General features: G+C 47.7%; 21 protein-coding genes. 19 read left to right on the top strand and 2 right to left on the bottom strand.

The window, feature by feature from the left end; translation table 11 throughout:
* Positions 1 to 104: 104 nt before the first annotated feature.
* The 6 genes from ABGV42_RS29990 (at position 105) to ABGV42_RS29965 (ending at position 7,349) form a co-directional block, all read left to right on the top strand.
* A complete protein-coding gene (locus tag ABGV42_RS29990) occupies positions 105 to 1,721 on the top strand; it encodes a xylulokinase (RefSeq protein WP_347384990.1) in 1,617 nt (538 codons plus the stop codon).
* Between the two features lies 1 nt (position 1,722).
* Positions 1,723 to 2,418, top strand: a complete 696-nt coding sequence (locus ABGV42_RS29985) for an L-ribulose-5-phosphate 4-epimerase (RefSeq protein ID WP_347384989.1) — start codon at positions 1,723 to 1,725, stop codon at positions 2,416 to 2,418.
* 95 nt (positions 2,419 to 2,513) lie between these two features.
* Complete coding sequence (gene araA, locus ABGV42_RS29980) at positions 2,514 to 3,938, top strand: L-arabinose isomerase (RefSeq protein WP_347384988.1); 1,425 nt, start codon at positions 2,514 to 2,516, stop codon at positions 3,936 to 3,938.
* Positions 3,939 to 4,140: 202 nt separating this feature from the next.
* The gene (locus tag ABGV42_RS29975) at positions 4,141 to 4,905 is read left to right on the top strand and encodes an AAC(3) family N-acetyltransferase (protein ID WP_347384987.1); all 765 of its coding nucleotides are present in this window, start codon (positions 4,141 to 4,143) and stop codon (positions 4,903 to 4,905) included.
* 298 nt (positions 4,906 to 5,203) lie between these two features.
* Positions 5,204 to 6,901 carry a histidine kinase N-terminal 7TM domain-containing diguanylate cyclase gene (locus tag ABGV42_RS29970; RefSeq protein ID WP_347384986.1) on the top strand — a complete coding sequence of 566 codons (1,698 nt, stop codon included), beginning with the start codon at positions 5,204 to 5,206 and terminating at the stop codon, positions 6,899 to 6,901.
* A 154-nt stretch (positions 6,902 to 7,055) separates the two neighbouring features.
* Positions 7,056 to 7,349: an AAA family ATPase gene (locus tag ABGV42_RS29965; RefSeq protein ID WP_347384985.1), complete on the top strand. Its 294-nt coding sequence runs from the start codon at positions 7,056 to 7,058 to the stop codon at positions 7,347 to 7,349.
* Here ABGV42_RS29965 and ABGV42_RS29960 read toward each other — a convergent pair.
* Complete coding sequence (locus tag ABGV42_RS29960; RefSeq protein WP_110755421.1) at positions 7,310 to 8,266, bottom strand: IS30 family transposase; 957 nt, start codon at positions 8,264 to 8,266, stop codon at positions 7,310 to 7,312. The two genes, ABGV42_RS29965 and ABGV42_RS29960, sit on opposite strands and share 40 nt — an antisense overlap.
* Positions 8,267 to 9,310: 1,044 nt before the next feature.
* Here ABGV42_RS29960 and ABGV42_RS29955 point away from each other — a divergent pair.
* The 12 genes from ABGV42_RS29955 to ABGV42_RS29900 all read left to right on the top strand — a co-directional run bounded on the left by ABGV42_RS29955 (position 9,311) and on the right by ABGV42_RS29900 (position 22,571).
* The gene (locus ABGV42_RS29955) at positions 9,311 to 10,477 is read left to right on the top strand and encodes a WXG100 family type VII secretion target (RefSeq protein ID WP_347384984.1); all 1,167 of its coding nucleotides are present in this window, start codon (positions 9,311 to 9,313) and stop codon (positions 10,475 to 10,477) included.
* 22 nt (positions 10,478 to 10,499) lie between these two features.
* Positions 10,500 to 10,904, top strand: coding sequence for an Imm7 family immunity protein (locus ABGV42_RS29950; RefSeq protein ID WP_347384983.1), 405 nt, complete (start codon positions 10,500 to 10,502; stop codon positions 10,902 to 10,904).
* A gap of 237 nt (positions 10,905 to 11,141) precedes the next feature.
* On the top strand, positions 11,142 to 12,689 hold the full coding sequence (nikA, locus tag ABGV42_RS29945; RefSeq protein ID WP_347384982.1) for a nickel ABC transporter substrate-binding protein: 1,548 nt from the start codon (positions 11,142 to 11,144) through the stop codon (positions 12,687 to 12,689).
* A complete protein-coding gene (gene nikB, locus ABGV42_RS29940) occupies positions 12,689 to 13,636 on the top strand; it encodes a nickel ABC transporter permease (RefSeq protein WP_347384981.1) in 948 nt (315 codons plus the stop codon). The genes nikA and nikB overlap by 1 nt, the downstream gene beginning before the upstream one ends.
* Complete coding sequence (nikC, locus tag ABGV42_RS29935; RefSeq protein ID WP_347384980.1) at positions 13,633 to 14,490, top strand: nickel transporter permease; 858 nt, start codon at positions 13,633 to 13,635, stop codon at positions 14,488 to 14,490. The genes nikB and nikC overlap by 4 nt, the downstream gene beginning before the upstream one ends.
* Entirely contained in the window at positions 14,487 to 15,287 is an 801-nt protein-coding gene (locus ABGV42_RS29930; protein ID WP_347384979.1) for an ABC transporter ATP-binding protein, read from the top strand. The genes nikC and ABGV42_RS29930 overlap by 4 nt, the downstream gene beginning before the upstream one ends.
* The gene (locus ABGV42_RS29925) at positions 15,284 to 16,138 is read left to right on the top strand and encodes an ABC transporter ATP-binding protein (protein ID WP_347384978.1); all 855 of its coding nucleotides are present in this window, start codon (positions 15,284 to 15,286) and stop codon (positions 16,136 to 16,138) included. The genes ABGV42_RS29930 and ABGV42_RS29925 overlap by 4 nt, the downstream gene beginning before the upstream one ends.
* 513 nt (positions 16,139 to 16,651) lie before the next feature.
* On the top strand, positions 16,652 to 17,749 hold the full coding sequence (locus tag ABGV42_RS29920; RefSeq protein ID WP_347384977.1) for an iron-siderophore ABC transporter substrate-binding protein: 1,098 nt from the start codon (positions 16,652 to 16,654) through the stop codon (positions 17,747 to 17,749).
* A complete protein-coding gene (locus tag ABGV42_RS29915; protein ID WP_347384976.1) occupies positions 17,742 to 18,782 on the top strand; it encodes a FecCD family ABC transporter permease in 1,041 nt (346 codons plus the stop codon). Before ABGV42_RS29920 ends, ABGV42_RS29915 begins: the two co-directional genes overlap by 8 nt.
* Positions 18,779 to 19,810, top strand: coding sequence for a FecCD family ABC transporter permease (locus ABGV42_RS29910; protein WP_347384975.1), 1,032 nt, complete (start codon positions 18,779 to 18,781; stop codon positions 19,808 to 19,810). The genes ABGV42_RS29915 and ABGV42_RS29910 overlap by 4 nt, the downstream gene beginning before the upstream one ends.
* Positions 19,810 to 20,619, top strand: a complete 810-nt coding sequence (locus ABGV42_RS29905; protein WP_347384974.1) for an ABC transporter ATP-binding protein — start codon at positions 19,810 to 19,812, stop codon at positions 20,617 to 20,619. Before ABGV42_RS29910 ends, ABGV42_RS29905 begins: the two co-directional genes overlap by 1 nt.
* A gap of 446 nt (positions 20,620 to 21,065) precedes the next feature.
* Positions 21,066 to 22,571, top strand: coding sequence for a malate:quinone oxidoreductase (locus ABGV42_RS29900; RefSeq protein WP_347384973.1), 1,506 nt, complete (start codon positions 21,066 to 21,068; stop codon positions 22,569 to 22,571).
* A 155-nt stretch (positions 22,572 to 22,726) separates the two neighbouring features.
* Here the strand turns inward: ABGV42_RS29900 and ABGV42_RS29895 are convergent, their stop codons facing one another.
* On the bottom strand, positions 22,727 to 23,800 hold the full coding sequence (locus ABGV42_RS29895; RefSeq protein WP_347384972.1) for a hypothetical protein: 1,074 nt from the start codon (positions 23,798 to 23,800) through the stop codon (positions 22,727 to 22,729).
* A 400-nt stretch (positions 23,801 to 24,200) separates the two neighbouring features.
* On the opposite strand from ABGV42_RS29895, the gene ABGV42_RS29890 reads away from it, so the two are divergent.
* Positions 24,201 to 26,300, top strand: a complete 2,100-nt coding sequence (locus ABGV42_RS29890) for a TerD family protein (RefSeq protein WP_347384971.1) — start codon at positions 24,201 to 24,203, stop codon at positions 26,298 to 26,300.
* Positions 26,301 to 26,308 lie beyond the last annotated feature (8 nt).

The following is a 26,308-nucleotide window of genomic DNA, read 5'->3' as shown; positions in this document are numbered from 1 at the left end:
GAATTCATGAATTCAATTCATCATAAGCCGTTGCCGTTTTGGATCTTTAACATAAAACAGCCTTCGGATATAAAACTGCGATCAGAGAGGGGACAACCATAGTTATGAGTCATGAGGAGATGAAAGAGGCGATTGCGAAGGGAGCCACTTCACTTGGCATCGAATTCGGATCAACGCGGATCAAGGCCGTATTGATTAACGAACGTTTCGACACCATCGCATCCGGGAGTTATGAGTGGGAAAATCTCCTGAAAGACGGATATTGGACGTACAACCAAGAGGATATTATTACAGGCATGCAAACTGCGTATCGCGAGATGAAGCAGGATGTGGAACAGAAATACGGTATCACGCTGCAAACCATCGGCTCCATCGGATTCTCAGCCATGATGCATGGATATGTTGCATTGGATCGTACGGGTGAACTGTTGGTACCGTTCCGGACGTGGCGTAATGCAACGACCGGGGTAGCAGCCAAGGAGTTAACAGATCTTCTTCAGTTCAACATTCCGGAACGCTGGAGTATCGCACACTTGTACCAAGCGATTTTGAATGAGGAGGAGCATCTGCCTCGCATCGATACCCTGACCACGTTGGCTGGATACATCCACTGGTTGCTAACCGGCAATAAAACGATCGGGATCGGTGATGCTTCAGGTATTTTCCCAATTGACGAGTCTACACATAACTATCATCCTTCCATGATCAAGCAGTTCGATGAACTGATCGCAGGCCGAGGTTATCCATGGAAATTGGAAGAGCTGCTTCCCAAGGTATATCTCGCTGGGGAGCATGCAGGCGCGTTAACGGATGGCGGAGCCAAGCTGCTCGACCCTGCGGGAGACCTGCAAGCAGGCATTCCGCTGTGTCCGCCGGAAGGCGATGCCGGAACAGGCATGGTCGCGACGAACAGCGTGAGAAAACGCACGGGCAATATTTCTGTCGGCACATCCGTCTTTGCTATGATCGTACTGGAAAATGAATTGTCCAAAGTCTATCCCGAGATCGACATGGTCACAACGCCAGACGGAAGCCCGGTGGGCATGGTACATGCCAACAACTGCTCCAGTGACATCAATGCATGGATCGGATTGTTCCGTGAATTCGCTGAGGCTATGGGATACGAAGCCGATAACGGCAAGCTCTTCAGCGTCTTGTTTAACAAAGCACTCGAAGCAGACCCGGATGGCGGCGGCCTTCTGAGCTACGGGTATTATTCCGGCGAGAACATCACGGGAATCGATAAGGGACGTCCGTTGTTCGTTCGTTCACCTGAAAGCAGGTTTAATCTGGCTAACTTCATGCGTACCCATCTGTTCACAGCCTTCGGTGCACTGAAGATCGGGATGGATATTTTGACGGAAAAAGAACATGTAGCTATCGACAGCATCTTGGCCCATGGCGGTCTGTTCAAAACGCCAGTCGTTGGACAGCGAATCGTTGCAGCTGCGATGAATGTGCCCGTATCCGTCATGTCGACGGCAGGGGAAGGCGGAGCATGGGGCATGGCGCTTCTCGCATCGTACATGATCAATAAGGATGAGCAGGAGAGTCTGGATGTGTTCCTGGAGCAGAAGGTATTCAGCGAGGTTGCTGGAGAGGAAGTAGCACCGGACCCATCGGATGTCAAAGGATTTGAATCATTTATCGAACGCTACCGGGAGGGTCTGGCCATTGAGCAGGCGGCTGTTGATCATCTGGTAGAGAACGGGAGGGACTAAGATGTTAGAGCAACTGAAACAAGAGGTTTATGAGGCGAATCTGGAGCTGCCGAAGCATGGTCTTGTGAAGTTCACATGGGGCAACGTCAGTGCCATTGATCGAGATAGTGGACTGTTCGTGATCAAACCGAGCGGCGTCAGCTACGATGCCATGAAGCCAAGCGACATGGTCGTTGTTGATCTGGATGGCAACGTGGTAGAGGGCGAGATGAGACCATCCTCGGATACAGCAACCCACGCCGTTTTATATAAGCATTACTCCGAAATTGGCGGGATTGTGCATACGCACTCCACATGGGCGACCATCTGGGCGCAAGCTGGACTGGATGTACCTGTTATGGGAACGACTCATGCGGATACGTTCTATGGTGCGGTACCTTGTGCACGTTTCCTGAACCAGAACGAGGTTGATCGCGGATACGAAGCGGAGACAGGACGCGTCATTATTGAAACGTTTGAACAGCGTGGGATAGATGTTATGGCGGTTCCAGCCGTGTTGCTCCATGGGCATGCACCGTTTACGTGGGGGAAAGATGCCAAGTCTGCGGTGGTGAACAGTGTCGTGCTGGAGGAAGTATGCAAAATGAACCTGTATGCGCGGCAACTAAACAACTTCGCGAAAGAACTGCCGCAGGGCATTTTGGATAAACACTATCTGCGGAAACACGGGAAAGACGCGTATTACGGACAGAAGTAATTTGGTTATGTAGCGATCGGAAGATGGTACTGCAATCGGAGTGGTAAGTCTAAACCCATATGTTCAACTATAAAAAATGAAAAGAGGATGATTACATGTCAGCAACAGCAGCTAAAGAGTTTTGGTTTGTCGTTGGTTCGCAGCATCTCTATGGTGAAGAAGCACTGGGCGAGGTAAAAGCCAATGCACAGAAAATCACGGATGCTCTGAATGCAAGCGGCGTTCTTCCATACCCGCTCGTATTGCAGGATCTTGCGGTTAGTGCGGATAAAATCACGAGCATCATGAAGGAAGTCAACTACCGCGATGAAGTCGCGGGTGTTATTACATGGATGCATACATTCTCCCCGGCAAAAATGTGGATTCGTGGTACAAAATTGCTGCAGAAACCGCTGCTTCATCTGGCTACACAATACAATGAGAGCATTCCTTGGTCCACCATCGACATGGACTTCATGAACCTGAACCAGGCAGCACATGGTGACCGCGAGTATGGTTTTATCAATGCCCGTCTCAGAAAACAAAACAAAATCGTCGTTGGTTACTGGGAACGTCCTGAAGTGCAGCAGCAGGTTGCAGATTGGATGGACGTGGCGGTTGCCTATAACGAAAGCTTTAACATCAAAGTGGCCCGCTTTGGTGACAACATGCGCAACGTGGGTGTAACTGAAGGGGATAAAGTGGAGGCACAGATCCAATTCGGATGGACAGTCGACTACTTTGGCATTGGTGACCTCGTACAGGTTGTGAATGCTGTGACAGAGCAGGAAATAGATGACCTGATCGCTCAGTACGCAGAGCTGTATGAATTCGATTATGGTACAAACAGCAAGGAAGCTTGGGAAGCAAGTGTACGTGTGCAAGCCAGTTATGAAATTGCGATTAAACGTTTCCTGGACGAAGGCGGATACAGTGCATTCACCACCAACTTCGAAGATCTGCATGGCATGAAGCAGCTTCCGGGTCTGGCTGTACAACGCCTGATGGCCCAAGGTTATGGATTTGCAGGTGAGGGTGACTGGAAAACAGCTGCGCTGGATCGTCTGTTGAAAGTGATGAGCCACAACGAGAACACGGGCTTTATGGAGGATTACACTTACGAGATGGCAGCAGGACAGGAATCCATCCTTCAATCCCACATGCTCGAAGTAGACCCAACACTTGCCAGCACCAAACCAAGAATCATTGTGTCTCCACTGGGCATTGGCGATCGTGAAGATCCGGCACGTCTGGTATTCGACGGCAAAGCAGGCGAAGGTGTTGTCGTATCCATGGCTGACTTCGGTACACATTACAAACTGCTGATCAATGAAGTATCTGCATTTGAGCCAACTGTACCGGCACCAAATCTGCCAGTGGCACGTGTATTGTGGAACGTGAAGCCAAACTTCCAGGATGGGGTCAAAGCCTGGATCGAAAATGGCGGAGGTCACCACACTGTTGTTTCCTTGAACCTGACAACAGATCAGATCGTAACGTATGCAAAGCTGGTTAACCTGGAGTACGTTGTCATTAAATAAGCGTGAAATATATTTATTTGGACTCATATCCGTTATTGCCTAGCGGCCGGGGGGATTTCCCTCGGCCCTTTGTCATGCAGTGATGCGGGTGGCAGAGCAGCTGCAATCTGTGCAGTGTCAGCCTCAGGAAGAGTAAACTCTGTGCGCCCGTAGAGCATCCTTTATTTTGCTATAATAGCCCAAAGGAGGTTATCGATTCATTATGCATACTCAACAAAGCTTACTTGAACAGCTCCACCAGCTTGGCATTGACGGACAAGGTACGCTGCTTGTTCACTCTTCCATGAAAAGTATGGGTGAGGTCGAAGGTGGGGCGGATACTGTACTGGATGCACTGACAGAATATATGAAGGACGGACTGCTGGTGCTGCCAACCCACACCTGGTCCACCATCAATGCGAGTAATCCAATGTTCCACGTGGAATCATCACCATGCTGCGTCGGAATTCTACCTGATCTATTTCGAAAACGGCCAGGCGTAGTACGTTCTTGGCACCCGACTCACTCGGTTGCAGCCATCGGTACAGATGCAGTGGCATTCACGAAGGACGATCACCTATATGATACACCTTGTGCAAGAGGCTCAGCTTGGGGCAAGCTGCTGGATCGGAAAGCGACCATTCTCCTTGTTGGCGTGGACCTGAAACGAAACACGTTTATCCATGGCGTAGAGGAATGGGTGGACATTCCGGGGCGTTTAACAGATGAGCATGAGCAGCTCTACACTGTATTACCAGATGGAACAGAGATTTCAGTACCTTCCCGCAGGCACTGTGGGTTGTCGTGGTCGGAGCATTTCTGGAAAGTGGATGAGGTGTTACAGCGCAAAGGCGCGATGCGCATAGGAAGGCTTGGGGGTGCTATTGTACGAGTATGTGATGCGGCCATGGTGGAGGCAGTTATCACAGAGATGCTGAGGGCGAATCCGGATCTATTCTCGGATAACCTGCCGCTGGCGAAGGAGTAGGAGTAGACATACCAGAGGACCGCTCGGCAACGGGCGGGAGAGGGTTCTTTTTTTCAATAGTTAAACGTTCAAAACACTCACAAATCAGCAAAATAGATGCATAAATAAAACAGTGCTTGGCTGTATTTCCAGTGTATAGGCTACTCTCCCATAGGGGTGTGTGATAAGATATGGTTAATTTAACCAAAATATTTTGTAGAGATATAGCATTTATAGTTTTATTGTAGCATTACTTAGGGATTACGAAACAACCTAGCTCAATGAGATCGTAGTAGTCGCACCAAGAAGGAGAAGATTTGTGAGTCCATTAGTATGGTATGATCTTTTTTTATTTGTCCTGTTGTTTGGTGTATACGTTTATGTATTTGCTACCGCTAGAATTACGAACTTACATAAGGTTTACTTTTTGTTTCATGGGTTGATGATGCTCTGGCCCTTCTGTCAATTTGCGATCGTGTTGTCGGATAATTCGGGGTGGCAGTTGTTTTATGTGACCCTGTCTTTCGTTGCTGTCTCACTGCTCGGAAGCGGTTGGCTGCTGCTAACCATTTTCATTACCGGCTATGCTGATCGGTTGGGAGCAAAACGTTCCTTCCTGCTGTTTACTCCGGCCATTGTTGCAGCCTTAGGTGTGATCATAAACCCAACGAACTCATTTGTAACCCCTCTGGAGGGTGGTTATGTCGAACGGGCATACGGACCATGGTTCTGGGTTGTCATGATTGTTTTGGTGAGCTACTTTGTAGCTTCCCTCTTTATTTTGTTCGGGGCACTTCGCGCCTCCGATAAATCACCAACGATTAAAAAACAGGTGAAAATTACGCTGTGGGGCATATTCGTCCTGGCTGTTTTTGCAGCTATTGATGCCCTTCTGAATGTGGTTTTGCGAGCATGGATACCGTTCATCATTCCCGGACTGACGTCGCTGGGGATTTTTCTGTCGGATTTATTTTTTGTCTATGTCATCAAGCGGTACAACGTCTTTGATCTGGTTTCCATCGCCCATGAGGATGTGATTAATACGATTCCCTATGGCATCCTGGTTTTGGATGAGAATGAGACCATTATTGAAGCAAACAAGGCATCCAGATCCTTCATGGATCTGCATGTTGGGGATTGTTTTGATATGGAGGCATTTCTGGGATCGGTTCGTGTAGAGGGCGACAGTAGGTCGTTCCTAGATCAGTATCAGCAAAAGGAAAATACGCTGTCTCAGATTGAGGTTATTGTGGAGGAGCGCGACATGGAGCGTCACTTTATCCTCCAAACCTCTCCAATCATTGATCATTATCAGATGCCTCTTGGTCATCTCCTAACGTTTCAGGATGTGTCGCAAGAGCGCTACTATGTAAAAGAAATGAATCGGCAGAATGAGATGCTTCAGGAACGCAATTATGCCCTGGATCGCATTCGGCAGGAGTTATCCGAGGCTAATCTCAAACTGGAGGAGCTGGCGCTTACGGATAGTCTGACTCACTGCTACAATCGTCGTTATCTGACCCAGCAGCTGACGCATGAGGTCATTACGAATGTTCACTATAAGACGCCGTTTTCACTCCTTCTCCTGGATATTGACTACTTCAAGGCAATCAATGATCGCTATGGACATGTCATTGGGGATGAAGTGCTGTACCGCACAGCTCAGGCTGTGAAACAGTCCATCCGGGAGACCGATATTCTAACGCGCTACGGCGGGGAAGAGTTCATGATCTACCTTCCGCACACGGAACGCCAGTTAGCTCAAAAAATTGCGGAACGCGTGAGGCTGTCCGTGGAGTCCAACCTTATGGCGGTAGATCATGAGGTTGGGCAGGTGTCCATTACGATCAGCATTGGGATTCTATCGATTGAAGATTTCGAATGTGATTATGTGCCGGATAATCCCGAAGGATACCTGACCCAACTGTTTGCAGCGGTAGACAAGGCGTTGTATCAGGCGAAGAAGAATGGGCGGAACAGAGTAGAATTTGCGGAGTTTGAGCGGGGAGTTGTGTAATTGAATATTTTACAAAAAATATAATTATATTAGAGAATATATAAAATTTTCTGTTAAAATTAATATTGGAAATAGTCTAGTTCTGATGTCGGATAATTATTTTATAAATTCAGATTTGGAAAACTAAATTTATAATAATTAGGAGGAGTTACAGATGTATTTAAAAAGTGTACGGATCATAAATTTTAGAAAGTTCGGATTGGAAAATAATAAAATAGAATTTGTTGATGCTAAGAGTTATTTAGATGAGAAAAAGGATAACGATATAAATATAGCACCAACTACTACGTTAATAGTAGGAAAGAATAATGCGGGAAAAACAACTATTATCAATGCACTAGATAAGTTAATCAATAGAAATGGTGACTATAAAGCAAACGATTTCAATTTTTCATATTTGACAGATTGTCAAACCAAGTGCGACAGTTCCTCTGTGAAAGATTCGTGAGCGGTTCTCCAACCCAAGCATTTTCGTGGTCTGTGGTTTATTAGATCTAGTGAACTGGCAAGATCTTCATCCTCGACTTGAGCGAGATCGGTGCCTTTCGGGAAAAACTCTCGAAGCAATCCATTCGCATTCTCATTGGAACCGCGTTGCCAAGACGAATATGGATCAGCAAAATAAACGTGCAGGTCATGGCTTGTTTCCAGATTGGCATAGCATGCAAACTCCTTTCCCCGGTCAGCCGTGGCTGTGAGGAAAGTGCCTGTGGGATACTGTGAGATGGCTACACCAAGCGCAATTTCCATAGACAGAGCAGTGCGATCAGGCATGAGAATGGCGGTATATAGACGGGTTTTGCGTTCAATGAGCGTGGCTATGCATCCTTTACTTTTCCCACGACTAGATACGACGGTATCCAGTTCCCAGTGCCCAAACGTTTCACGAGAACGAACCTCTTGGGGACGATCCGAAATTGATCTGCCAATGGCAAATTTACCGCGAGTTTCTGCGGGTTTCTGACGCTTTCCTTTGTGCCGAAGAACCTGTAACGTGCCTTGAACCAGTCGACCTGCGTAGATCCAGCGATAGATCGTTTTGAAGGATACTGCTGGCAAGCCTTCGGTACGGAAGCGTTGATTGATCTGTTCCGGAGACCACGTTGCCTTCAGTTTTTCCTCCAGTGAAGCAGCTAAGGTGCTTGACCATTTACCTGAAGAAACAGAGGATTGACGACGCTTCTCATAAGCGTTCTGAGCGTGTTCTGCCTGATAGGGATACGATGAATTAGCACGATCTAGTTCGCGGCAAATCGTGGACGAATGTCTCCCCAGTTCTTTTGCAATAGCTCTTGAGCTTTTGCCTTGTCTGTGGAGGATTTCTAGCTTGCTGCGTTCGATTATGCTAAGATGTGAATAACTCATGGACTGATTCTCCTTGTGTGAATGCTGGTGTGGTAACTTTCATTCTACACGAATCAGGCTGTGAGCCATTTTTTTATTTCAGTAGGGTGTCGCACTTCATATTACAATCCGTCATTCCTTTAATTTCAATGTTATTAATTAACTATACTTCAATTGTGATCAATATATTTGTTGTATCTTTCTCACTATTAGTATATTACTCTATTCGGTATGTTTTATTACGCTGGATTAAACATTGGTTTGCCTATAGTCTAGCATATTTTCTAATGCCACTTGTCTCACTTTTTATATGGATATATTTTGGAGCTCTACTTAATGATTTTATGAAAAGTGATCTATTTTTAATGGACTCTATTGTATGGTGGATGGTACTCTTTATTTCGATAATACTTATAAACTTATCAGTAATATGGACGCCATATGAACGTATCGATGAAGTGAGAGTATCAATGTACCTACTTTTAGCATTTTTCTCTACTATTTCTTATTGTTTCTTTATTTCTGATTATTTAGCTCCAATTATAAATCCATATATAGACATATTATGTGGAGAATCTTTTACTGAACTAGAAATTAAGCATAAGATAGAGAATTTTATTACTTGGGCGACATTACCCTATTTAATTGGAGCAGTGTTTGGTTGTTTTACCATTGAATTGGTTTGTAGAAATTATAATAGACAAAAATCTAATAATACATGAACTAGTTTATCTTATTGTAGCTTAGATAGAACTTAATCCCCTTCAATTATTAGTTAGGAATGCTCCATGAGCAGGTGCATCTCATCTGGAACATTTTACGAGACTGATGGAGAAAATTGTTGGACTGTATCGGGTGATGCTGGAGGAAATGAAGTAGGAAAGGTATTTACTGGAAAATGTAGGATGTGCCTTGAAGTGGGTATATGCATATAGGACCATAGCACCGATGAGGAGCACAGCTTGTGTTTCTATCATGGTGAAATCAGGATGTTTGCCGGATTGTTTACATGTTACACTTCTGCTAACATAGGAAAATCCTATTTCGAATGAGCGGAGAAACATTATGAGTACAATCAAAGTTACCCCTGAACAACTACATCGCGTATCGAATCAGGTGGATCAGGCAAGACAACAGTTGGAGAGTATACGAAGTGATCTGACGAGACAGATCATGTTCGTTCAGATGATGTGGATGGGCGCGACGCAGGAGCGGTTTTACTATGAGTTCGAGCAGTCACGACCAATACTGGATAAAGCGCTGGAGAGTATGGTGAACACATCCAAGGAATTGAGGGATATCGCCACGCGTTTCCAAGATGCAGATGCTCAGAAGGGAAGCCTGGGTGGTGCAATTGGAGCAGTCGGTGCCGCAGTTATGATGACCAAATCAACAGGTGATTCAGGTTCGGGTGATAAGGGCTATCGGATGGCGAAAATTAATATGTTCGGTAAGTGGGTAAATATGCCTGTCAAAGAGAATGGTGTTGCAGATCAGGCTGCCCTTCAGGCTTATGAGAGGGATCAGGGAAATCTGGACTTTAATCGCATGCAAGCTGTGAACGTTGAACCGCCTGGGGAAGATATTTTTGCGTTACAGATCAAGGCATTTGAGATGGGCATTCATCCTACTACAGGAGAGCCTGTATCGGATAAATATGCTCAGATGATGGTTGCGTCTCTGAAATTCAGTCAGATTTTTATGGCCGTTTCGATGGTTAAGGGGAGTATGCCGGGTAGCAAAGGTCCATTCCGGTTGCCATCATCCAACCCAGCTGTGGCGAAGATTAAGCAGCATATTGAGAAAGCTGAATCAAAAGCAGAAGCAGGGACATCAAAAATAAATTTGTCTGAGGGACAAACTAGCTCCAAATCGACCGTTACTGGGCAATACTCTGGTGGATTAGTTAAGGTTCCAAAGGAAGATAAGGCGGCCGATAGACTAGCTGAAAAGCTCGGTGGTGAGTCTAGGGTGAAATTTAGTAATGATCCTAAAGGCAGGGAGTTTGATACAGTAAGTGATGAGTATATTGCTCAAACGAAGCCACCATTGAACAGCTTAGATAAGCAGTTTAGGAAACAGGCTAAAGCAACCATAGAAGCAGCTATTGAAACAGGAAAAAAGGCATATTTTCATTTTGAGGGTAAACCTGATGATAGAGTGATAAGACAGCTAAACGAATATGCTGACAGATATAAAGTCGAAATTGTCATCGATACTAAACCCTTATGATCATGAGAGGATGAAAAAAAGAATGTACGAATATCATGGATGGGCAACTATAAGAGAAAGTGCTTCATTTGAAGAAGATGAAGATCAATACGATTTAGCGATTGAACATCTGCAGAATTATATAGAAGAACTGAATTGGACTTCAGGTGTTTTGGATTTAAGAGCCGTTAATGGTGACTTTCAACTATGGGTAGCAGGCCTTAATAATCACCAACCTGAATCTAAGGATGATCCAATCGAAGTAATGAAAAAGGTAGGTGAGCTAGCTCAGGGTTCTTATGGAGTCCTTTATGTAAGAGATAGTGATGATGCGGAATCCTCCAATCAGTTTAAGGTCTACACTTTAATTCGAGGTAAAGTAACGGAGAATGATGATCCGTTTCTCTCCCCATTCATACCTACATTAGAGGATGAGTATGAAGGATAATCTGCACAAATAGTTCATACCATATTTGAAGTATATGCAGCCAAAAATTATAGTAGATAGATCCCCATATGTAACAAAAAACATGAAGAATCCGCTCTCATCTGAGAGACGGATTTTTTTGCGTTCCACCACCAATATATCTCTTGTCAAAACGTAATCATTACGATAAGATAATACTCATTGTTTAAATAATAATAATTACGATTAAGACAACAATTGATAGAGAGGGGCATTACCTTGAATAAAAAGACGCCGCTGCTGGTGCTGACCTCCCTGGTCCTGAGCGCCGGACTGCTGAGCGCCTGTGGATCTTCCGAAACGAGTCCCGCTGCGCAGCCTTCCACCGATAAAAACGTTCACTTCCTATATAACTTTTCCACAAACTCGCTTGACCCACATGTAGACTCCAGCTATGTTCCGCTACGTGCGGGCATCACGGAAACGCTGGTTCGTCTCGATGAAGAGAATCTGACCGTTGCACCATGGCTTGCTGAGAGCTGGGAAAGCGAAGACGGCCAGCATTGGACCATTGATCTGCGCGATGATGTAACGTTCCAGAACGGCAAGCCGATGACGGGTGAATCCGTTAAGGCGTCACTTGAGCGCGCATTGACCGAAAGTGCAGCCATTCAGAATGCACTTAAGATCGACAAGATTGAAGCCGAGGGTGACAAACTGGAGATTACAACAACACAGCCGTTCCCGGAATTCGCCTCCGAACTGGTAAACCCAAATACGGCAATTATTGACGTGAGCGAGCCGGACATCGTAAACAAGCCAATCGGCACCGGGCCGTTCAAGTTGACTTCATTTACCCCGGGCAGCAAGCTTGAACTGGATCGCTACGATGAATATTGGGATGGAGCTTCACCTCTCGACTCGGTAACGTTCTCGTTTAACGAGGATGCCAATGCTCGTACACTCGCACTTCAATCCGGACAAGTCGACATCGTATACCGTCCGGAAGTAGAAAGTCTGGAATCCCTTAAAGCAATCGATGGCATAACTGTGGAGTCCACCTCTACGTTCCGCGTTCACCAGATGACGATGAACATGCAGCGTGATAGCATCAAGGACCTGAACGTGCGCCGTGCACTGGATGCATTAATTGACCGCCAGGGGATCGTTGATACCATCCTTCTTGGCTACGGTGAGTCGGCTATCGGGCCGTTCCTGCCGTCTCTTCCGTTCGCACCTACCTATGACGAGGCAGCATCACAATCAGGTGAAGAAGCTGCGGTTAATTACCTGAAGGAAGCCGGCTACACGCTGCAAAACGGCGTTATGACCAAAGATGGCAAACCACTGCAACTGACGCTGCTTACATACTCGGCTCGTGCAGACCTGCCACTGATTGCTCAGGTCTTCCAGTCTGACGCCAAGAAGATTGGCATCGATGTGCAAATTCGCCAGATCGACACGCCGGAGGATTATATGGCGTCCAATCGGGATTGGGATATCGCAACCTATAGTAATCTGACGGCACCGCGAGGTGACGCGGGTTACTATCTGAATGCAACGTATCATCCGAAGGGTGCACTCAACTTCAGTGGATCAGAGGATCTGGAGCTGACGGCGATCATTGATGAGCTGAATCTCACAGTCGATCCGGAGAAGCGCGCAGAGCTTGCGGAAAAGGCCGCCAATTACGTGCACGACAATGTGCTGAATTCATTTGTCCTGCATCCGGGTACGATCGTTGCCTACAACGGCAAGAAGATCAAGAACTGGGTAACAACGCGCAGTGAGTATTACATGATCACCAATAAGCTGGATGTGATGTAATGTTTTGCATTTTGCTTCGCAAGTTTCTTGAAGTTTTTATTTTTCTGCTGTTCATTATGTTTGTGAGCTTCCTCTTCATCCGTCTGGCTCCGGGGGATCCAGTGCTTACGATTCTAAACGTGGACGAACTATCTGTCAGTCAGGAACAGGTTGAGGCTATGCGTGAAGAAATGGGCTTCAATGATTCCCTGCCTGTTCAATTTGGCAATTGGCTGCTGGACTTCATCCGCCTGGATTTCGGCGTATCGTACTCGACAGGACAGCCGGTTATGCAGACGCTCATGCGGGCGCTTCCGGCTACAGCGGAACTTACGATCGGCGCGCTGCTGGTCATGCTAGCTGTGGCCATCCCACTAGGATCACTGTCAGCATTGCATCGTGGCAGCTGGATCGACCGGGGCAGCCGGTTGTTGTCCATTGTCGGTGCGGCAGTGCCCAGCTTCTGGCTGGGCCTGATTCTGATCGACCTGTTCGGTGTGCGCTTCGGCAATCTGCCGACAATGGGGCGGGATGGATTCGTTTCGCTTATTTTGCCATCTCTGACGCTGGGACTTGCCATCTCCAGCGTTTATGTGCGTCTTTTGCGCTCCAGCCTGCTGGATTCCCTGAGCCAGGAGTTCGTTCGGTCTGCCCGGGCGAGAGGTTTGTCTGAAGGTCGCATCTTCTTTTTGCATGCCTTCCGTCACAGTCTGCCACCCGTCATAACCGTCTTTGGTGTCAGTCTAGGCAGCCTCATTGGTGGGGTTGTCGTCATTGAGGTGCTGTTCGCCTACCCGGGCATCGGCAAGCTCGTCGTTGATGCCATCCGCCAGCGCGACTATCCATTGATTCAGGGTTACATTTTGATCATGGCGGTCGTTGTATTCTTCGTGAATACGGCAGTCGATCTGTCCTATCGATATTTGAATCCGGAAATGAAACTCAAGGAAAGGGAGGCCCACCGATGAAAACGATGCTTCTGCGTCCACTGGCCGCTAAAAAATCGAAAAAACACAGCCTACAGGCGATCACTGCCTTGCTATTCGTGCTGCTGATCATCGGGGCTTCCATATATGCCTTTGTTTATCTTAAGCATGACCCTACACTAACCGACCTGCGCGGACGGCTGCAGGGTGCAAGTGCTCTCCATCCATTTGGGACCGACCATCTGGGCCGAGACGTTCTGACAAGGTTGCTGCTCGGAGGCGGCCAGACGCTTGGTTATAGTCTGCTGGCGCTCGGAGCGGCACTGCTCATTGGAATTCCGTTTGGCCTGATTGCGGGATACAAGCGTGGTTGGATAGATAAGCTCTTTATGCGGATCGCTGATGGCTTCCTTGCCTTTCCTGACACGATTGTAGCTATCGTGCTGAGCGGGCTGCTTGGGGCGGGTATCGGCAATTTGGTGCTGGCGATCGTGATCGTCAAGTGGGTCAGCTATGCACGCCTTGTCCGCAGTACCGTCCTGTCCGAGTCGCAAAAGGACTACATTCGTATCGCACGGACCAACGGACTCTCAGATGCACGCATTATGACCAAGCACCTGCTTCCGCATATTGCCGGGCATGTGCTCGTACTGGCAAGCCTCGATCTGGGGAAGATCATCCTGCTCATTTCCTCGCTATCCTACATCGGACTTGGGGCTCAGCCACCAACGCCTGAATGGGGTGCGATGCTGAATGACTCCAGACCATACTTCCAGTCACGGCCAGAGCTTATGATCTATCCGGGTCTAGCGATCGTAGTGGTGGTACTGCTTGCGAATATGCTCGGCGACTATCTGAGAGACCGCTTTGACGTGAAAAAGGAGGTGCAGCCGTGATTCTCTCCATTGAGGAACTGAGCATCTTCAGCCGTGATCGTACCATAGTCGACAGCGTCTCTCTTGCCGTTCGGGAAGGCGAATTCATGGCGCTGGTTGGGCAGAGCGGCAGTGGCAAAAGCCTTCTCTCGCAGTCGATTGGTCAACTGCTTCCTTCCAACCTGCACGCATCGGGGCGAATCATGTTTGAAGGCAGCAACCTGCTCGAACAAAAACCGAAGGAGATGCGCGCCCTGCGGGGAAGCCGCATCTCATATATTTTTCAGGATTATCAGGGGGCGTTTACGCCGTTTCGAAGTATTGGCGGGCATTTCGATGAATACCAGAAAATCCATGGAGAAAAGTCCTCTGCTGTCCGGCATAAACGAGCCATCGAAGCGTTGGAGTCCGTTGGACTTGGTGCAGAGCTGCTTCCCCGCTATCCGTTCCAGTTGAGCGGTGGTCAGCTTCAGCGTGCTTCCATCGCGACATCACTCATGCTATCGCCGAGGCTGCTGATTGCCGACGAGGCAACTACGGCACTCGACAGTGTCTCGGGTCACCGCGTGCTGGAGCTGCTGGCGCGTAAGCAGGCTGAGACTGGCTGCGCCATTCTGTTCATTACACACGACTGGCGTCATGTGCGTCGCTACGCCAATCGCCTAGCTGTTATGAAGGAAGGGCAGATCGTCGAATCGGGCGGGAAACACCGTATTCTTGACCATCCGCAGCACGAGTATACACGTCAACTGATTGAAGCAGCTCCTGTCCTGAGCCGCTCGTTGAAATCGGGTCTGAAGGAGGCGGAAACGCAATGAAGACAATCGAAATGGAGCACCACAAGGAATCATTCCCGGTTGAGACACCTGTCCAACAGGACAAAGGTCAATCCGAGTTGCCTACCCAACCTGTGCTGGGGGTGGAACATCTCAGCCGCACTTATGCTGGCGCTGAGCGTCCAGCTGTAAACGACGTCTCTTTCACCATAAATCGAGGGGAGTGCCTGGGCCTGGTTGGCGAGAGCGGCTGTGGCAAGAGTACGCTCGCTCGCTGTCTGCTGCGGATCGAAGATGCGGATTCCGGCTCGATCATGCTCGGCCAAGAGGACATTGCGCGGCTTAGCGGCCGACGCCTGCGTCCGCATCGCAGGAAGATCCAGATTGTATTTCAGAATCCGGCTGCGGCGCTGAATCCTAAGCTGAAGGTTGCTGATTCACTGATCGATCCGTATGAGCAGTTCGGGAGAAACATTAAGTTGTCTCACTTCGCTTATACATCAAAGGACGCCTACGTGCGGCAGCTGCTTGAAGCTGTCGAACTTCCAAGTGAACTCGCGGGGCGTTATCCGCATGAGTTAAGCGGCGGACAGCGTCAGCGCGTAACCATCGCACGTGCCATTGGCATTGAACCGGATGTTATCGTCCTTGACGAACCAACAGCCAGCCTGGATGTGATATCACAGGGCGCTGTTCTGCAATTGCTAACCGACCTACGGACATCACTGGGGCTTTCATATTTGTTCATCTCTCATGATCTGGCTGCCGTACATCGCATGAGCCAGCGCATCATCGTGATGCGAGACGGGCAGATCGTCGATCGCTTTGGTGGCGATGCGCTGTTTGCAGAAGAGCGTCATCCGTATACGAAGGAACTCATTTCAATCTTCTGAGTAAAAGCCCAAAACGTAGGGCATGCAGGTATACGCAAACCCAAAAGCCACTTTCAATGAGAATTGATGGTGGCTTTTTAATGTTACTTTTGTTTTTCTGTAAGTTTAAACAGCTTGCTGGTTTTCTTATTTAACGTAAAATACCTATTAATAATTTGTGTCCCCCCCTTTTTTCATGACTCCCGATAGTATGTATCTATATTTTTTGTTGACAATCTATCAAAACAAATGTAGATTTGTGATATCGATAATCATTATCAGTATCACAATGAGTAAGAATGTATAAATATACGAAACTTCGTTCTTAATTTTTGCTATAGGTTGTTTTCGCACCGATACATAGAGACTGAGTTTCAAGTGAGCAGATGCATGTCACAATTCGGGAGATCAGCTTCATTCAATCGCCAGGTTGATTGAAAACGTTCTCGCAATGATTCGTGACCGAGGTTACAGCAAGACAGGATAGTTAATCCTGATATTCAAAAATTTTAATGGAGAAAAGGAAGGGTCTACATGAAGGGGAAACAAAACATTTCATTGAAAGCACTAATCATCTCGATGATTATGATCTTGGCATTGGTGGGCTGCTCAACACAGCAATCCGATTCGACAACGGGTTCAACTCCTGCAGCGAACAGTTCGGCAAACACGGATGAATCAGCGACAGAAACAGCGGTTACTCCAGATGAGAGTACACAATATCCAATGACCATCAAGCACGCCCTTGGTGAGACAGTGATCGAAAGCAAACCTGAACGTGTGGTTACCGTACAATGGGCCAACCATGATATTGCTCTTGCTCTTAACGTTGTCCCTGTTGGATTCTCAGCGGCAAACTTCGGTGTTCAGGATGATAGCGGACTGCTTCCTTGGACCAAAGAGAAACTGGACGAGCTCGGTGTAACTGATCCGAACGTGTTCCAGGATACAGATGGTCTTGATTTTGAAGCCATTTCGGATGCTAACCCGGATGTGATCCTTGCCGCATACTCCGGTATCACGCAGGAAGACTACGATACACTAAGCGAGATTGCTCCGGTTGTGGCTTATCCAACAGCTCCATGGGCAACGACGTGGCGTGAACAAGTAAACCTTAACGCTAAAGGCATGGGCATGGAAGCGGAAGGTGAGCAGCTGATTAAAGATACCGAAGACATGATTAAGGAGAAACTGAGTGCCTATCCTCAAATAGCAGGCAAGAAAGTAGTTTGGGTGAACTTCTCTGCACAAGACATGTCCAAACTGCATATTTATACGCCAGTTGATTCTCGCGTCTCTTTCTTGGAAGAACTGGGATTGAGCAATCCCGAAAGTATCACCGAACTTATTAAGGATCCGAAAAGCTACTCATTGGAACTAAGTGCTGAGAATGCAGAGGCTCTTAACGATGCCGATCTGCTGATCGGATACGGCAATGATGAATTGTTAAAGGCCATCCAGGCCGATTCCTTGCTGGGTAAAATCCCTGCGATCGAGAGAGGCTCTGTTGCCTTCATCGATAGTGACACCCCTCTGGTGGCTGCCGGAACGCCGAACCCGCTTTCGATTGCGTATACCATTGATGATTACCTGAAATTAATCGGGGCAGCGATCGACAAGATCAATGAATAGTTCTCCGACTTCCCAAAACAATGCTTTAAAACTTCATATGCCTAAACATTTCAAGACGGTGCTGTTCATTTGCATCGTCTTGCTCGGCGTTTGCGTACTGGCATCACTCACCCTGGGTTCCCGGCTGGTGAGATGGAATGAACTAATCGACGGCCTGTTTCACTCCAATGTGGACTCCTACGGGGCAAATATTGTCCGCAAACGAATATCCCGGACCGTGTTCAGTTTATTTTGCGGAGCTGCACTGGGCGTTTCCGGAGCATTAATGCAATCGGTCACGCGCAACCCGCTCGCAGACCCGAGCATTCTGGGTGTAAATACGGGTGCGTCTCTGTTTGTTGTTTTCGGTATCGCCTTTCTGGGCATTAGTACGGCAGGGCAATATATCTGGCTGGCCTTGGTCGGTGCTGCGCTTACCGCTGTATTTGTATTCGCTGTCGGTTCCATGGGGCGGGGCGGCGCTACACCCATCAAACTGGTGTTAGCGGGAGCGGCCATAACGGCAGCCCTTTCCTCTCTGGTGACGGCCATCATGATTCCACGCGCTTATGTTATGGATCAATTCAGGTTCTGGCAAGTCGGCAGCGTCGGTGCAGGCAACTGGAGCGATATCGGTACGTTTGTGCCGTTTCTGGCCATTGGTATTATCATTGCTTTTATTACGGCTCCAGCACTGAATGCATTGGCACTGGGTGACGACGTAGCAACCGGGTTGGGCGTTCGAACGGGGGTACTCAGGCTGATTGCGGCAATTGCAGCAGTTCTGTTATGTGGTGCAACAACGGCACTGGCCGGTCCCATTGGTTTTATCGGACTTTTGGCGACGCATGTGATTCGGCTTATACTCGGTTCTGACTTGCGTTTTGTTATTCCGATGTCGGCGATCTCAGGTGCGATTATTTTGACGATATCCGACGTACTTGGCAGGCTCATCGGCAGTCCGGGAGAGCTTGAGGTCGGTGTGGTTACAGCCTTCATTGGAGCTCCAATTCTTATCATTCTAGCGATCAAATCGAAAGTGCGTTCATTATGAAAAAACATACGATGGAATTTATTATATCGGGCAGACGTCAACGACGACGTCGGTGGGTCGTTGTTACTGCATTACTTGCCATACTTGCGTTCGCTCTATGCTGTGCCATGCTTTTGCTGGGGAATACCGTCTACCCGCTGGGAGATGTCATCCGGGTGCTTTCCGGTGAGCAGATCAAAGGGGCGACGTTCGCAATCCATACCATACGTTTACCAAGGATGCTCGCAGGGTTGTTTGCCGGATTTGCCTTCGGTATGGCGGGATATATCTTTCAAACCATGCTGCGCAATCCCTTAGCAAATCCGAATGTCATCGGTATTACCTCGGGTTCAAGCGCAGCGGCCGTGTTTTACATCACGGTCATTCATGCAAACGGAGCTGTTGTTTCCATTGCTTCGGTCATTGCGGGTCTGGCTACGGTAGTATTGATCTATGTATTATCCAAGGGAAAATCATTCTCGATCGGAAGATTGATCCTTGTCGGCATAGGTATACAGGCCATGCTTGATGCCGTCATATCCTATCTTTTACTGGTGAGTTCGCAGCAGGACATTCCAACTGCGCTTCGCTGGCTCAGCGGCAGTCTCAACGGCTCCAAGATGGACGAGCTTCCGCCTTTAATCATCGCCGTTCTGATTCTATCGCCGTTTATTATTGTGCTAGGCAAACACCTTGGTTTGCTGGAGCTTGGAGAACAATCGGCCACTTCACTTGGTGTCGCCACGGATAAAACAAGAATCGTACTTATCTTGTGTTCTGTAGGCATGATTGCTCTCGCGACAGCCACTACCGGTCCGATCGCCTTTGTTTCTTTCCTTTCGGGACCCATCGCGAAAAGGTTAGCCGGATCAGGCTTTTCAAATGCCATTCCGGCGGGGCTTGTTGGCGTTAATCTGGTCTTGGCTGCAGATCTCATCGGACAATTTGCATTCGAGGTCAGATATCCTGTCGGCATTATCACCGGAATTCTCGGAGCGCCTTATCTGATCTACCTGCTCATCCGAATGAACCGAAAGGGAGAATTATAATGAAACCGACGCATGTGTTCCAAGCTCAAGACTTAGTAGCTGGCTATGACAACAAAACCGTTATTCATGGCGTAGACATTGCGATCCCCAGCAGCCAAATCAGTGTAATTATTGGAGCTAACGGTTGCGGGAAGTCTACCCTTCTAAAAACATTGGCCCGGCTCATTAAGCCGATATCAGGAAAAATCACGCTGGATGGGAAGCCGATCAGCAAAATTCCACCTAAGCAGCTGGCTAGGGTGGTTGGACTGTTACCTCAATCCCCCATTGTGCCGGAAGGCATCTCCGTGGCAGATTTGGTGGGGAGGGGACGATTTCCGCATCAATCCTTGCTGAGCGGATGGACCAAGAAGGATTACGAAGCGGTTGCCGAAGCCATGGAGATTATGGACATTACCGAGTTCGCCAACCATAATATTGACGAGCTTTCGGGTGGTCAACGACAACGCGTCTGGATTGCGATGGCTTTGGCGCAGCAAACGGACATCCTCTTTCTGGATGAACCAACGACCTTTTTGGATATTACCTATCAGGTTGAAATTCTCGATCTGCTCACCGACCTTAACCGAAAGCATGGAACAACGATTGTCATGGTGCTTCACGACATCAACCTGTCAGCCCGTTATGCGGATCATATCATCGCGCTGGTGGAAGGCAAGCTTGTAGCAGAGGGTGCTCCTTCTGACGTCGTTACAAGCACCATGGTGAAAGACATATTTGGCTTGGACTGTACCGTGGTAGAAGACCCTTTATCAGGCTCTCCCTTGGTCGTACCCCGGGGAAGATACCATGTACATGCTCCCGAATAAACATGCTAATCGGACATTTGGCTCTAAGGAGACAAAGTTTAAGAAAGCTTATTCCATGAATGCACCATTGGAATAGGCTTTTTCCATGCAGAAAGCCAGCATAGATGATATCCCCTTTTGTTCCGGATGTGAAGTAGTGAGCCAGAAGTCAGAAGTCTGACATTAGAGGGCGTTATGGCCTGCCATGTTTTCTATAATCTTGAAAAAATAAATCTTTCACCCCTATAAGCGGGTTAGCGGTGAGTATGAAACTAAAGTATACTAACATGTAGACAAAGTAACTTAAAATTGCATATTTCAATCTAACCGTAATATTGATACACTATGACCAAGGTTTAATTTCGTTCAGAAGAGGTTTGGGCCAGTTCAAGAACGGGCTCGCTGCAAATGCCAAATCGATAACGCTTACATCCTTTTGGCAAATATAGGATATAAGGACGGTAGACATGAGCCAGGGACAAACGAGTACAGATGTTATCTTGATTGGTGCCGGAATTATGAGTGCAACATTGGGAACCTTGCTGAAAGAATTGGCACCAGATTGGAATATTAAGGTTTATGAGAAGCTCGCTAGTGCAGGAGAAGAAAGCTCCAACGAATGGAACAATGCCGGAACCGGCCATTCTGCACTTTGCGAATTGAACTATACCGTTGAACGACCGGACGGAAGCGTAGATATCAGCAAAGCCATTAAGGTGAATGAGCATTTTCAAGTCTCAAGACAATTTTGGTCCTATCTCGTCAAAAGCAATCTGATTCGTAATCCGCGGGACTTCATTATGCCGCTTCCACATTTGAGTTATGTGCATGGAGAGAGCAATGTCCTGTTTTTGAAAAGACGTTATGAAGCCTTATCGAACCATCCTTTATTCGAAGGTATGGAATTCTCGGATGACCCGGCAAAATTGCGGAAATGGATTCCTCTTATGATGAAAGGCCGCAAAGGGAAAGAACCGATCGCAGCTACCAAAATCGACTCCGGTACGGATGTTAACTTTGGCGCTTTAACGCGTATGCTGCTTGATCACCTGAAGAATCAAAACGTGGGCATCCACTACCAACATAGTGTGAAAAATATTAAACGCAAGCAAGGCGGAGCTTGGGAATTAACGGTGAAGAATCTGAACAACGGTGCAGTGGAGCGTCATACAGCCAAATTTGTCTTTATCGGTGCGGGTGGCGGAAGCCTCCATTTGCTGCAAAAGTCCGGCATTCCGGAAGGCAAGCATATCGGCGGATTCCCGGTCAGCGGACTCTTCATGGTTTGCAAAAATCCGGAGGTCGTGGAGCAGCATCATGCCAAAGTATATGGTAAAGCCTCGGTAGGCGCTCCGCCGATGTCTGTTCCGCATCTGGACACCCGATTTATTGATAACCAGAAGTCGTTGTTGTTTGGCCCGTTTGCCGGCTTCTCACCCAAATTCCTGAAGACGGGTTCGAATGCCGACCTCATCACGTCGGTTAAAACACATAACCTTCTAACCATGCTTGCTGCAGGGGTCAAAGAAATCTCACTGACCAAATACCTGATTCAACAGCTTATGCTGTCCAAAGAGCAGCGTATGGAGGAACTGCGTGATTTTGTTCCAAGTGCCAAAAGCGAAGATTGGGATATGGTTCTGGCAGGCCAGCGCGTGCAAGTCATTAAGGATACAGTGCAGGGCGGCAAAGGAACACTTCAATTCGGTACAGAAGTCGTTACAGCGGCCGACGGATCAATAGCTGCATTGCTCGGCGCATCGCCAGGAGCCTCGACTGCGGTACAAGTCATGCTGGAGATTCTGCAGCGATGCTTCCCGCAGCATATGGATTCATGGGAGCCGAAGATTAAGGAAATGATTCCTTCCTACGGCGAGTCGCTGGTGGAGAATCCGGAGCTTCTTCGCAAGGTTCACACTACTACGGCCAAGACACTGGGGCTTACGGATGAGAAGAAGGTAGCTTCGGTGTAAGATGTAATGAAATAGAACGTTATTCGCAGAAAAATGCTGGAAAACACGAATTCGATTGACAAATAAAAGATGAAATTGCAAAAAGCCTTTGCTGACATTAACGTCGGCGAAGGCTTTTTGATGTTTTTTATTTTGGTTTAAGGCCCCCTTCGAAGCTACAGATAGATCCGTTTCGCTTCATCATCAAAAAACTGAATTACATTCGGGTACGCGGTTATATCGATGCGCTTCTGTCTCATTACCCGATCAATGAAAACGGTGTCCATGAAGATTTTATTGATGATCATTCTGCACCATTCCGGGGTGGCTTCGAAATAATCAACCAATGCATGAATTTCGTCAAACCTGAAAAACAGGATGTAGGAAACATAGTTCTGAAGCAGCGTCGTGAAGCAGTGATCCCGATAGGGAGTGGAACGAGCTTCAGTCAGAAATTTCTTCATGATCTCAAACAACACGGTTTTATTTTCGTCATGCATTTGCAGCATCTGATCCACGTCATTGATGAGCAGCAGCACCGCTTCTAATCCTTCCTCCTTGGGCATGTTCAGCTTGGCAGATTTCCCTTCAATACGCCGCAAAAGCTCCAGTGTGAGGTGTTTACAGGTTTGGATGTCGTGTGGAGCAATGGCGATCTGCTCGCTGTACTCATTCATATTTGTACTATAGTGATCATGAAATGCCGCGAAATAACGCTCCAATGGAATATCGGTTTTGGTATGCACCAAGTTCTGACGGTCAAATGAACACGCGTAGAGAGTTTCCTCGTTAACCGGATGCGCATAAAGGTAGTAAAAGAAGAAAAAGTCTCTTACCTGGTGCTTCTGCTCCGCGTTTAAACGGGTGATCTCGCTCAAGTGGGACAGCTGTAAGAAGCTGTAGTTTTTCATGAAATCATTCATGGTACTGTATGCATTGTGCGAGTTGATCGACAGCGTGGTGTTAATGGTGAACAGAAGATAATAAAGGACCTGTTCATCATATATATCCATCTGCTGAAAAAGCTCTCCGAGAACAGGCTTCCAGTCTGGTTCAGAAACATAATGGGGATCTCTCGGTTGTAAATCGTACATCCAATTTGTAAAGGTCTCCTCCGGGTGATCCTTCAGAAACAGATCAGCACTGTCATCGTCATAGAGGCCGTATTCGAAACTTTCCATCTGCACAGGCTGTAGTCCGCGTTTGAATTTGATATTCAGATACTCGTTATATAGTGTTTGAAGTTCCATCGGTCATAACCTCGATTCATGCGTAGTTCTCAATTAAGTCGTATATCGTGGTATTCGACGCCAACCGGTGCGTTCCCTATATTCGGACGTCCATCAAGCAGACTGTATCGTTTACGGGTAATATTGGCCAACGATTCATGAAGTCGTAATACTTTCACCCTGTTGGGAGATCGTGGAATCTGAGATGATGGGTCTACCAAAGGTTCGGGTCACGAACTTCGGACCTCTGGCCTTCAGGCTATTGCGATCCTTCCTTCTAACTCAATTGGATGAAATAGGGTCGCAGCTCTCCTGAAGGATCTCTAATCAAGAGAGGAGGCGTCCAGGCTATCATATTCCTTCCTTCTTAAGCTAACCTTTCACGTTATATAGGGATACGGCTTTCCTGGACTCTTTTATCATGAAAAGTAATACTATTTACTTGCGACGAGCAAATAAACTCATTATTGAACATCAAGGGGAGAATCAGCTACCCAAGTCTTATCTGGCTACTGCCCTGAAAAATATAGAAATGCTGGGATACACGTTCTCCGATGAGCTGATGCAAGCCGTACGAAGTTTATCCAAGGGACAGTTTGAAGCACTCATTGTTCAGTTGGTGGCGGATCTGAGAAATATGGTCGGTGCACACGTGAAGTACAAACCGATGTATCCGGGATTCCCCATGCAGGTGATGCAGGAAGACGAGGCGGAGCTGTATCTCAATGCAATCATTCACTACCTGACCTTGGTATATCCTGATCGTGAATCTGTTGAGAGACAGCCTTTGCTTGAGAAAACAGATCTGCAAGTGATCCACTTGGGCAGTGAGGAAGGGTTCCTGACGCTCATCCGCCAGCTGATCGAAGCGAAGGGTTCCATTTCCGAAACGGACAAGGAAGATATTGATACGGTACTGGCATATGCGGACCCGAATGAAGTGGATGCTCTCTTACCCACTGAGATTCCGTTCAAAGAGAATGTGGGCTTCGTGGTGGCTTCGCTGTTGAAGCATGAAAAGGCGAGTATGGAACGGATTGGTCTGTACTTCAAAACGGCTACGGACGTCCTGCGTCTGGCTGTCGCTTGGTCGGATGGTGATGTTAGTCTAGCGGCGCCTGCACGCTTCCGCAAGTTCAAGCGTCGTGAGAGACGCCTATTGCTTGGTCTACTGGAGCAATGCGGACAGATCACCGAAGACATGCTGCGATATAAGGATCGCTGGGTTCGTCTGGGTGAAATCTTGCATCCTTCCGAATATAAGCTTCGGTATCCTCGCTGCGAAGAAGCCTTTGATATTCTGCGGAACAAGAAGCCCTTTGCCACCTTCAATGGAAGCGTGGAGCTGGCGTTCCAGTATCGCAATATCTGGAGCCTGATTGATCTGCTGTCGCAGCGTCCGGGCGAGTTTGCCAGAAGGCTGGATCATGTACTGCGAATCACCGAAGATGAGACCTATGTATTGCTGGCTTTTAGTGAAGTGACTGCGCAGGTATCCACGCCGGTGATGCTGCAGGTGAGGCAACATTTTGCCCAGCGTAATGAACCGCAGGATCTGCGTGTCTTTTTCCCAAAAGGAAACGTGGCAAAGGCATTTGGTATTCCGAATCAGCAGCCAGTGTTGAATGAGGCGACGTGCCGGGAAGTTGTGCAATTGTGTGAGCAGGCTCTTGTCGAACGATTCTCTGCTCTTCCTCCGCTGGGGAAGACATATATTGATGAACAGCTTCATGACTATCTCGTGCCCTTTTCCCAACGTTCAGCGAGTAAGGCCCTGCGTACCCTTGTGAGGGGGAGCAAGGTACCGATGGGAGAGGGAGATACGATTCGTTTCTTCAACTGGTGGAAGGAAGGCATAGTCAACGGGCAGGACACGGGACGCGTCGATATCGACCTCTCTGCAGTGATGTATGACGAGAACTGGAATTATGTTGAGCACATCTCCTATACGAATCTGCGTTCCACCAAGTACAAGGCCGTCCACAGCGGAGATATCGTATCGGCTCCGCAGGGGGCATGCGAGTTTATCGATCTGCATATCCCGTCGATCGTTAATTATGGTGGCCGGTATGTCGTTGCTTCGCTGCTGTCGTTCACCAGTCATCCGTATTGCGACCTTCCGGAATGCTTCTCGGGCTGGATGATGCGCAAGAAGCCAGGGTCGGGTGAAATCTTCGAACCGTCTACGGTGGCGAATAAAATTGATATTACGGCCGATACACAGATTACGATTCCCGTCATACTTGATTTGGTAGATCGTACGGTCATTTGGACCGATCTTGCGCTAACCAGCCATCCTTACTACTATAACAATGTAGAGGGCAATCAAAAGGGAATGGTCTTGATGGGGAAAGCCATGACCGCATTGCGCAAGCCAGATCTGTACGACCTGTTCATGCTTCATGCAAAGGCCCGAGGCGAACTGGTAGATACGCTGGATCAGGCTGACACAATCTATTCGGTGGAGCAAGGGATTACCCCTTATGACATCGAGCAGATTATGGCGGAGTATCTGGTTTGAATAAGATA

The organism is Paenibacillus pabuli (genome assembly GCF_039831995.1).
Lineage (GTDB): Bacteria > Bacillota > Bacilli > Paenibacillales > Paenibacillaceae > Paenibacillus > Paenibacillus pabuli_C.
The sequence above is the reverse complement of the archived record's forward strand: the minus strand, read 5'-3'. Positions and strand labels throughout refer to the sequence as shown.

Bases quoted from the DNA above. Each gene is read 5' to 3' on its own strand.
- ABGV42_RS29990 (WP_347384990.1), top strand. From the start codon at position 105: ATGAGTCATGAGGAGATGAAAGAGGCGATTGCGAAGGGAGCCACTTCA.
- ABGV42_RS29985 (WP_347384989.1), top strand. From the start codon at position 1,723: ATGTTAGAGCAACTGAAACAAGAGGTTTATGAGGCGAATCTGGAGCTG.
- araA (WP_347384988.1), top strand. From the start codon at position 2,514: ATGTCAGCAACAGCAGCTAAAGAGTTTTGGTTTGTCGTTGGTTCGCAG.
- ABGV42_RS29975 (WP_347384987.1), top strand. From the start codon at position 4,141: ATGCATACTCAACAAAGCTTACTTGAACAGCTCCACCAGCTTGGCATT.
- ABGV42_RS29965 (WP_347384985.1), top strand. From the start codon at position 7,056: ATGTATTTAAAAAGTGTACGGATCATAAATTTTAGAAAGTTCGGATTG.
- ABGV42_RS29960 (WP_110755421.1), bottom strand. From the start codon at position 8,266: ATGAGTTATTCACATCTTAGCATAATCGAACGCAGCAAGCTAGAAATC.
- ABGV42_RS29955 (WP_347384984.1), top strand. From the start codon at position 9,311: ATGAGTACAATCAAAGTTACCCCTGAACAACTACATCGCGTATCGAAT.
- ABGV42_RS29950 (WP_347384983.1), top strand. From the start codon at position 10,500: ATGTACGAATATCATGGATGGGCAACTATAAGAGAAAGTGCTTCATTT.
- nikB (WP_347384981.1), top strand. From the start codon at position 12,689: ATGTTTTGCATTTTGCTTCGCAAGTTTCTTGAAGTTTTTATTTTTCTG.
- nikC (WP_347384980.1), top strand. From the start codon at position 13,633: ATGAAAACGATGCTTCTGCGTCCACTGGCCGCTAAAAAATCGAAAAAA.
- ABGV42_RS29925 (WP_347384978.1), top strand. From the start codon at position 15,284: ATGAAGACAATCGAAATGGAGCACCACAAGGAATCATTCCCGGTTGAG.
- ABGV42_RS29920 (WP_347384977.1), top strand. From the start codon at position 16,652: ATGAAGGGGAAACAAAACATTTCATTGAAAGCACTAATCATCTCGATG.
- ABGV42_RS29915 (WP_347384976.1), top strand. From the start codon at position 17,742: ATGAATAGTTCTCCGACTTCCCAAAACAATGCTTTAAAACTTCATATG.
- ABGV42_RS29910 (WP_347384975.1), top strand. From the start codon at position 18,779: ATGAAAAAACATACGATGGAATTTATTATATCGGGCAGACGTCAACGA.
- ABGV42_RS29905 (WP_347384974.1), top strand. From the start codon at position 19,810: ATGAAACCGACGCATGTGTTCCAAGCTCAAGACTTAGTAGCTGGCTAT.
- ABGV42_RS29900 (WP_347384973.1), top strand. From the start codon at position 21,066: ATGAGCCAGGGACAAACGAGTACAGATGTTATCTTGATTGGTGCCGGA.
- ABGV42_RS29895 (WP_347384972.1), bottom strand. From the start codon at position 23,800: ATGGAACTTCAAACACTATATAACGAGTATCTGAATATCAAATTCAAA.
- ABGV42_RS29890 (WP_347384971.1), top strand. From the start codon at position 24,201: ATGAAAAGTAATACTATTTACTTGCGACGAGCAAATAAACTCATTATT.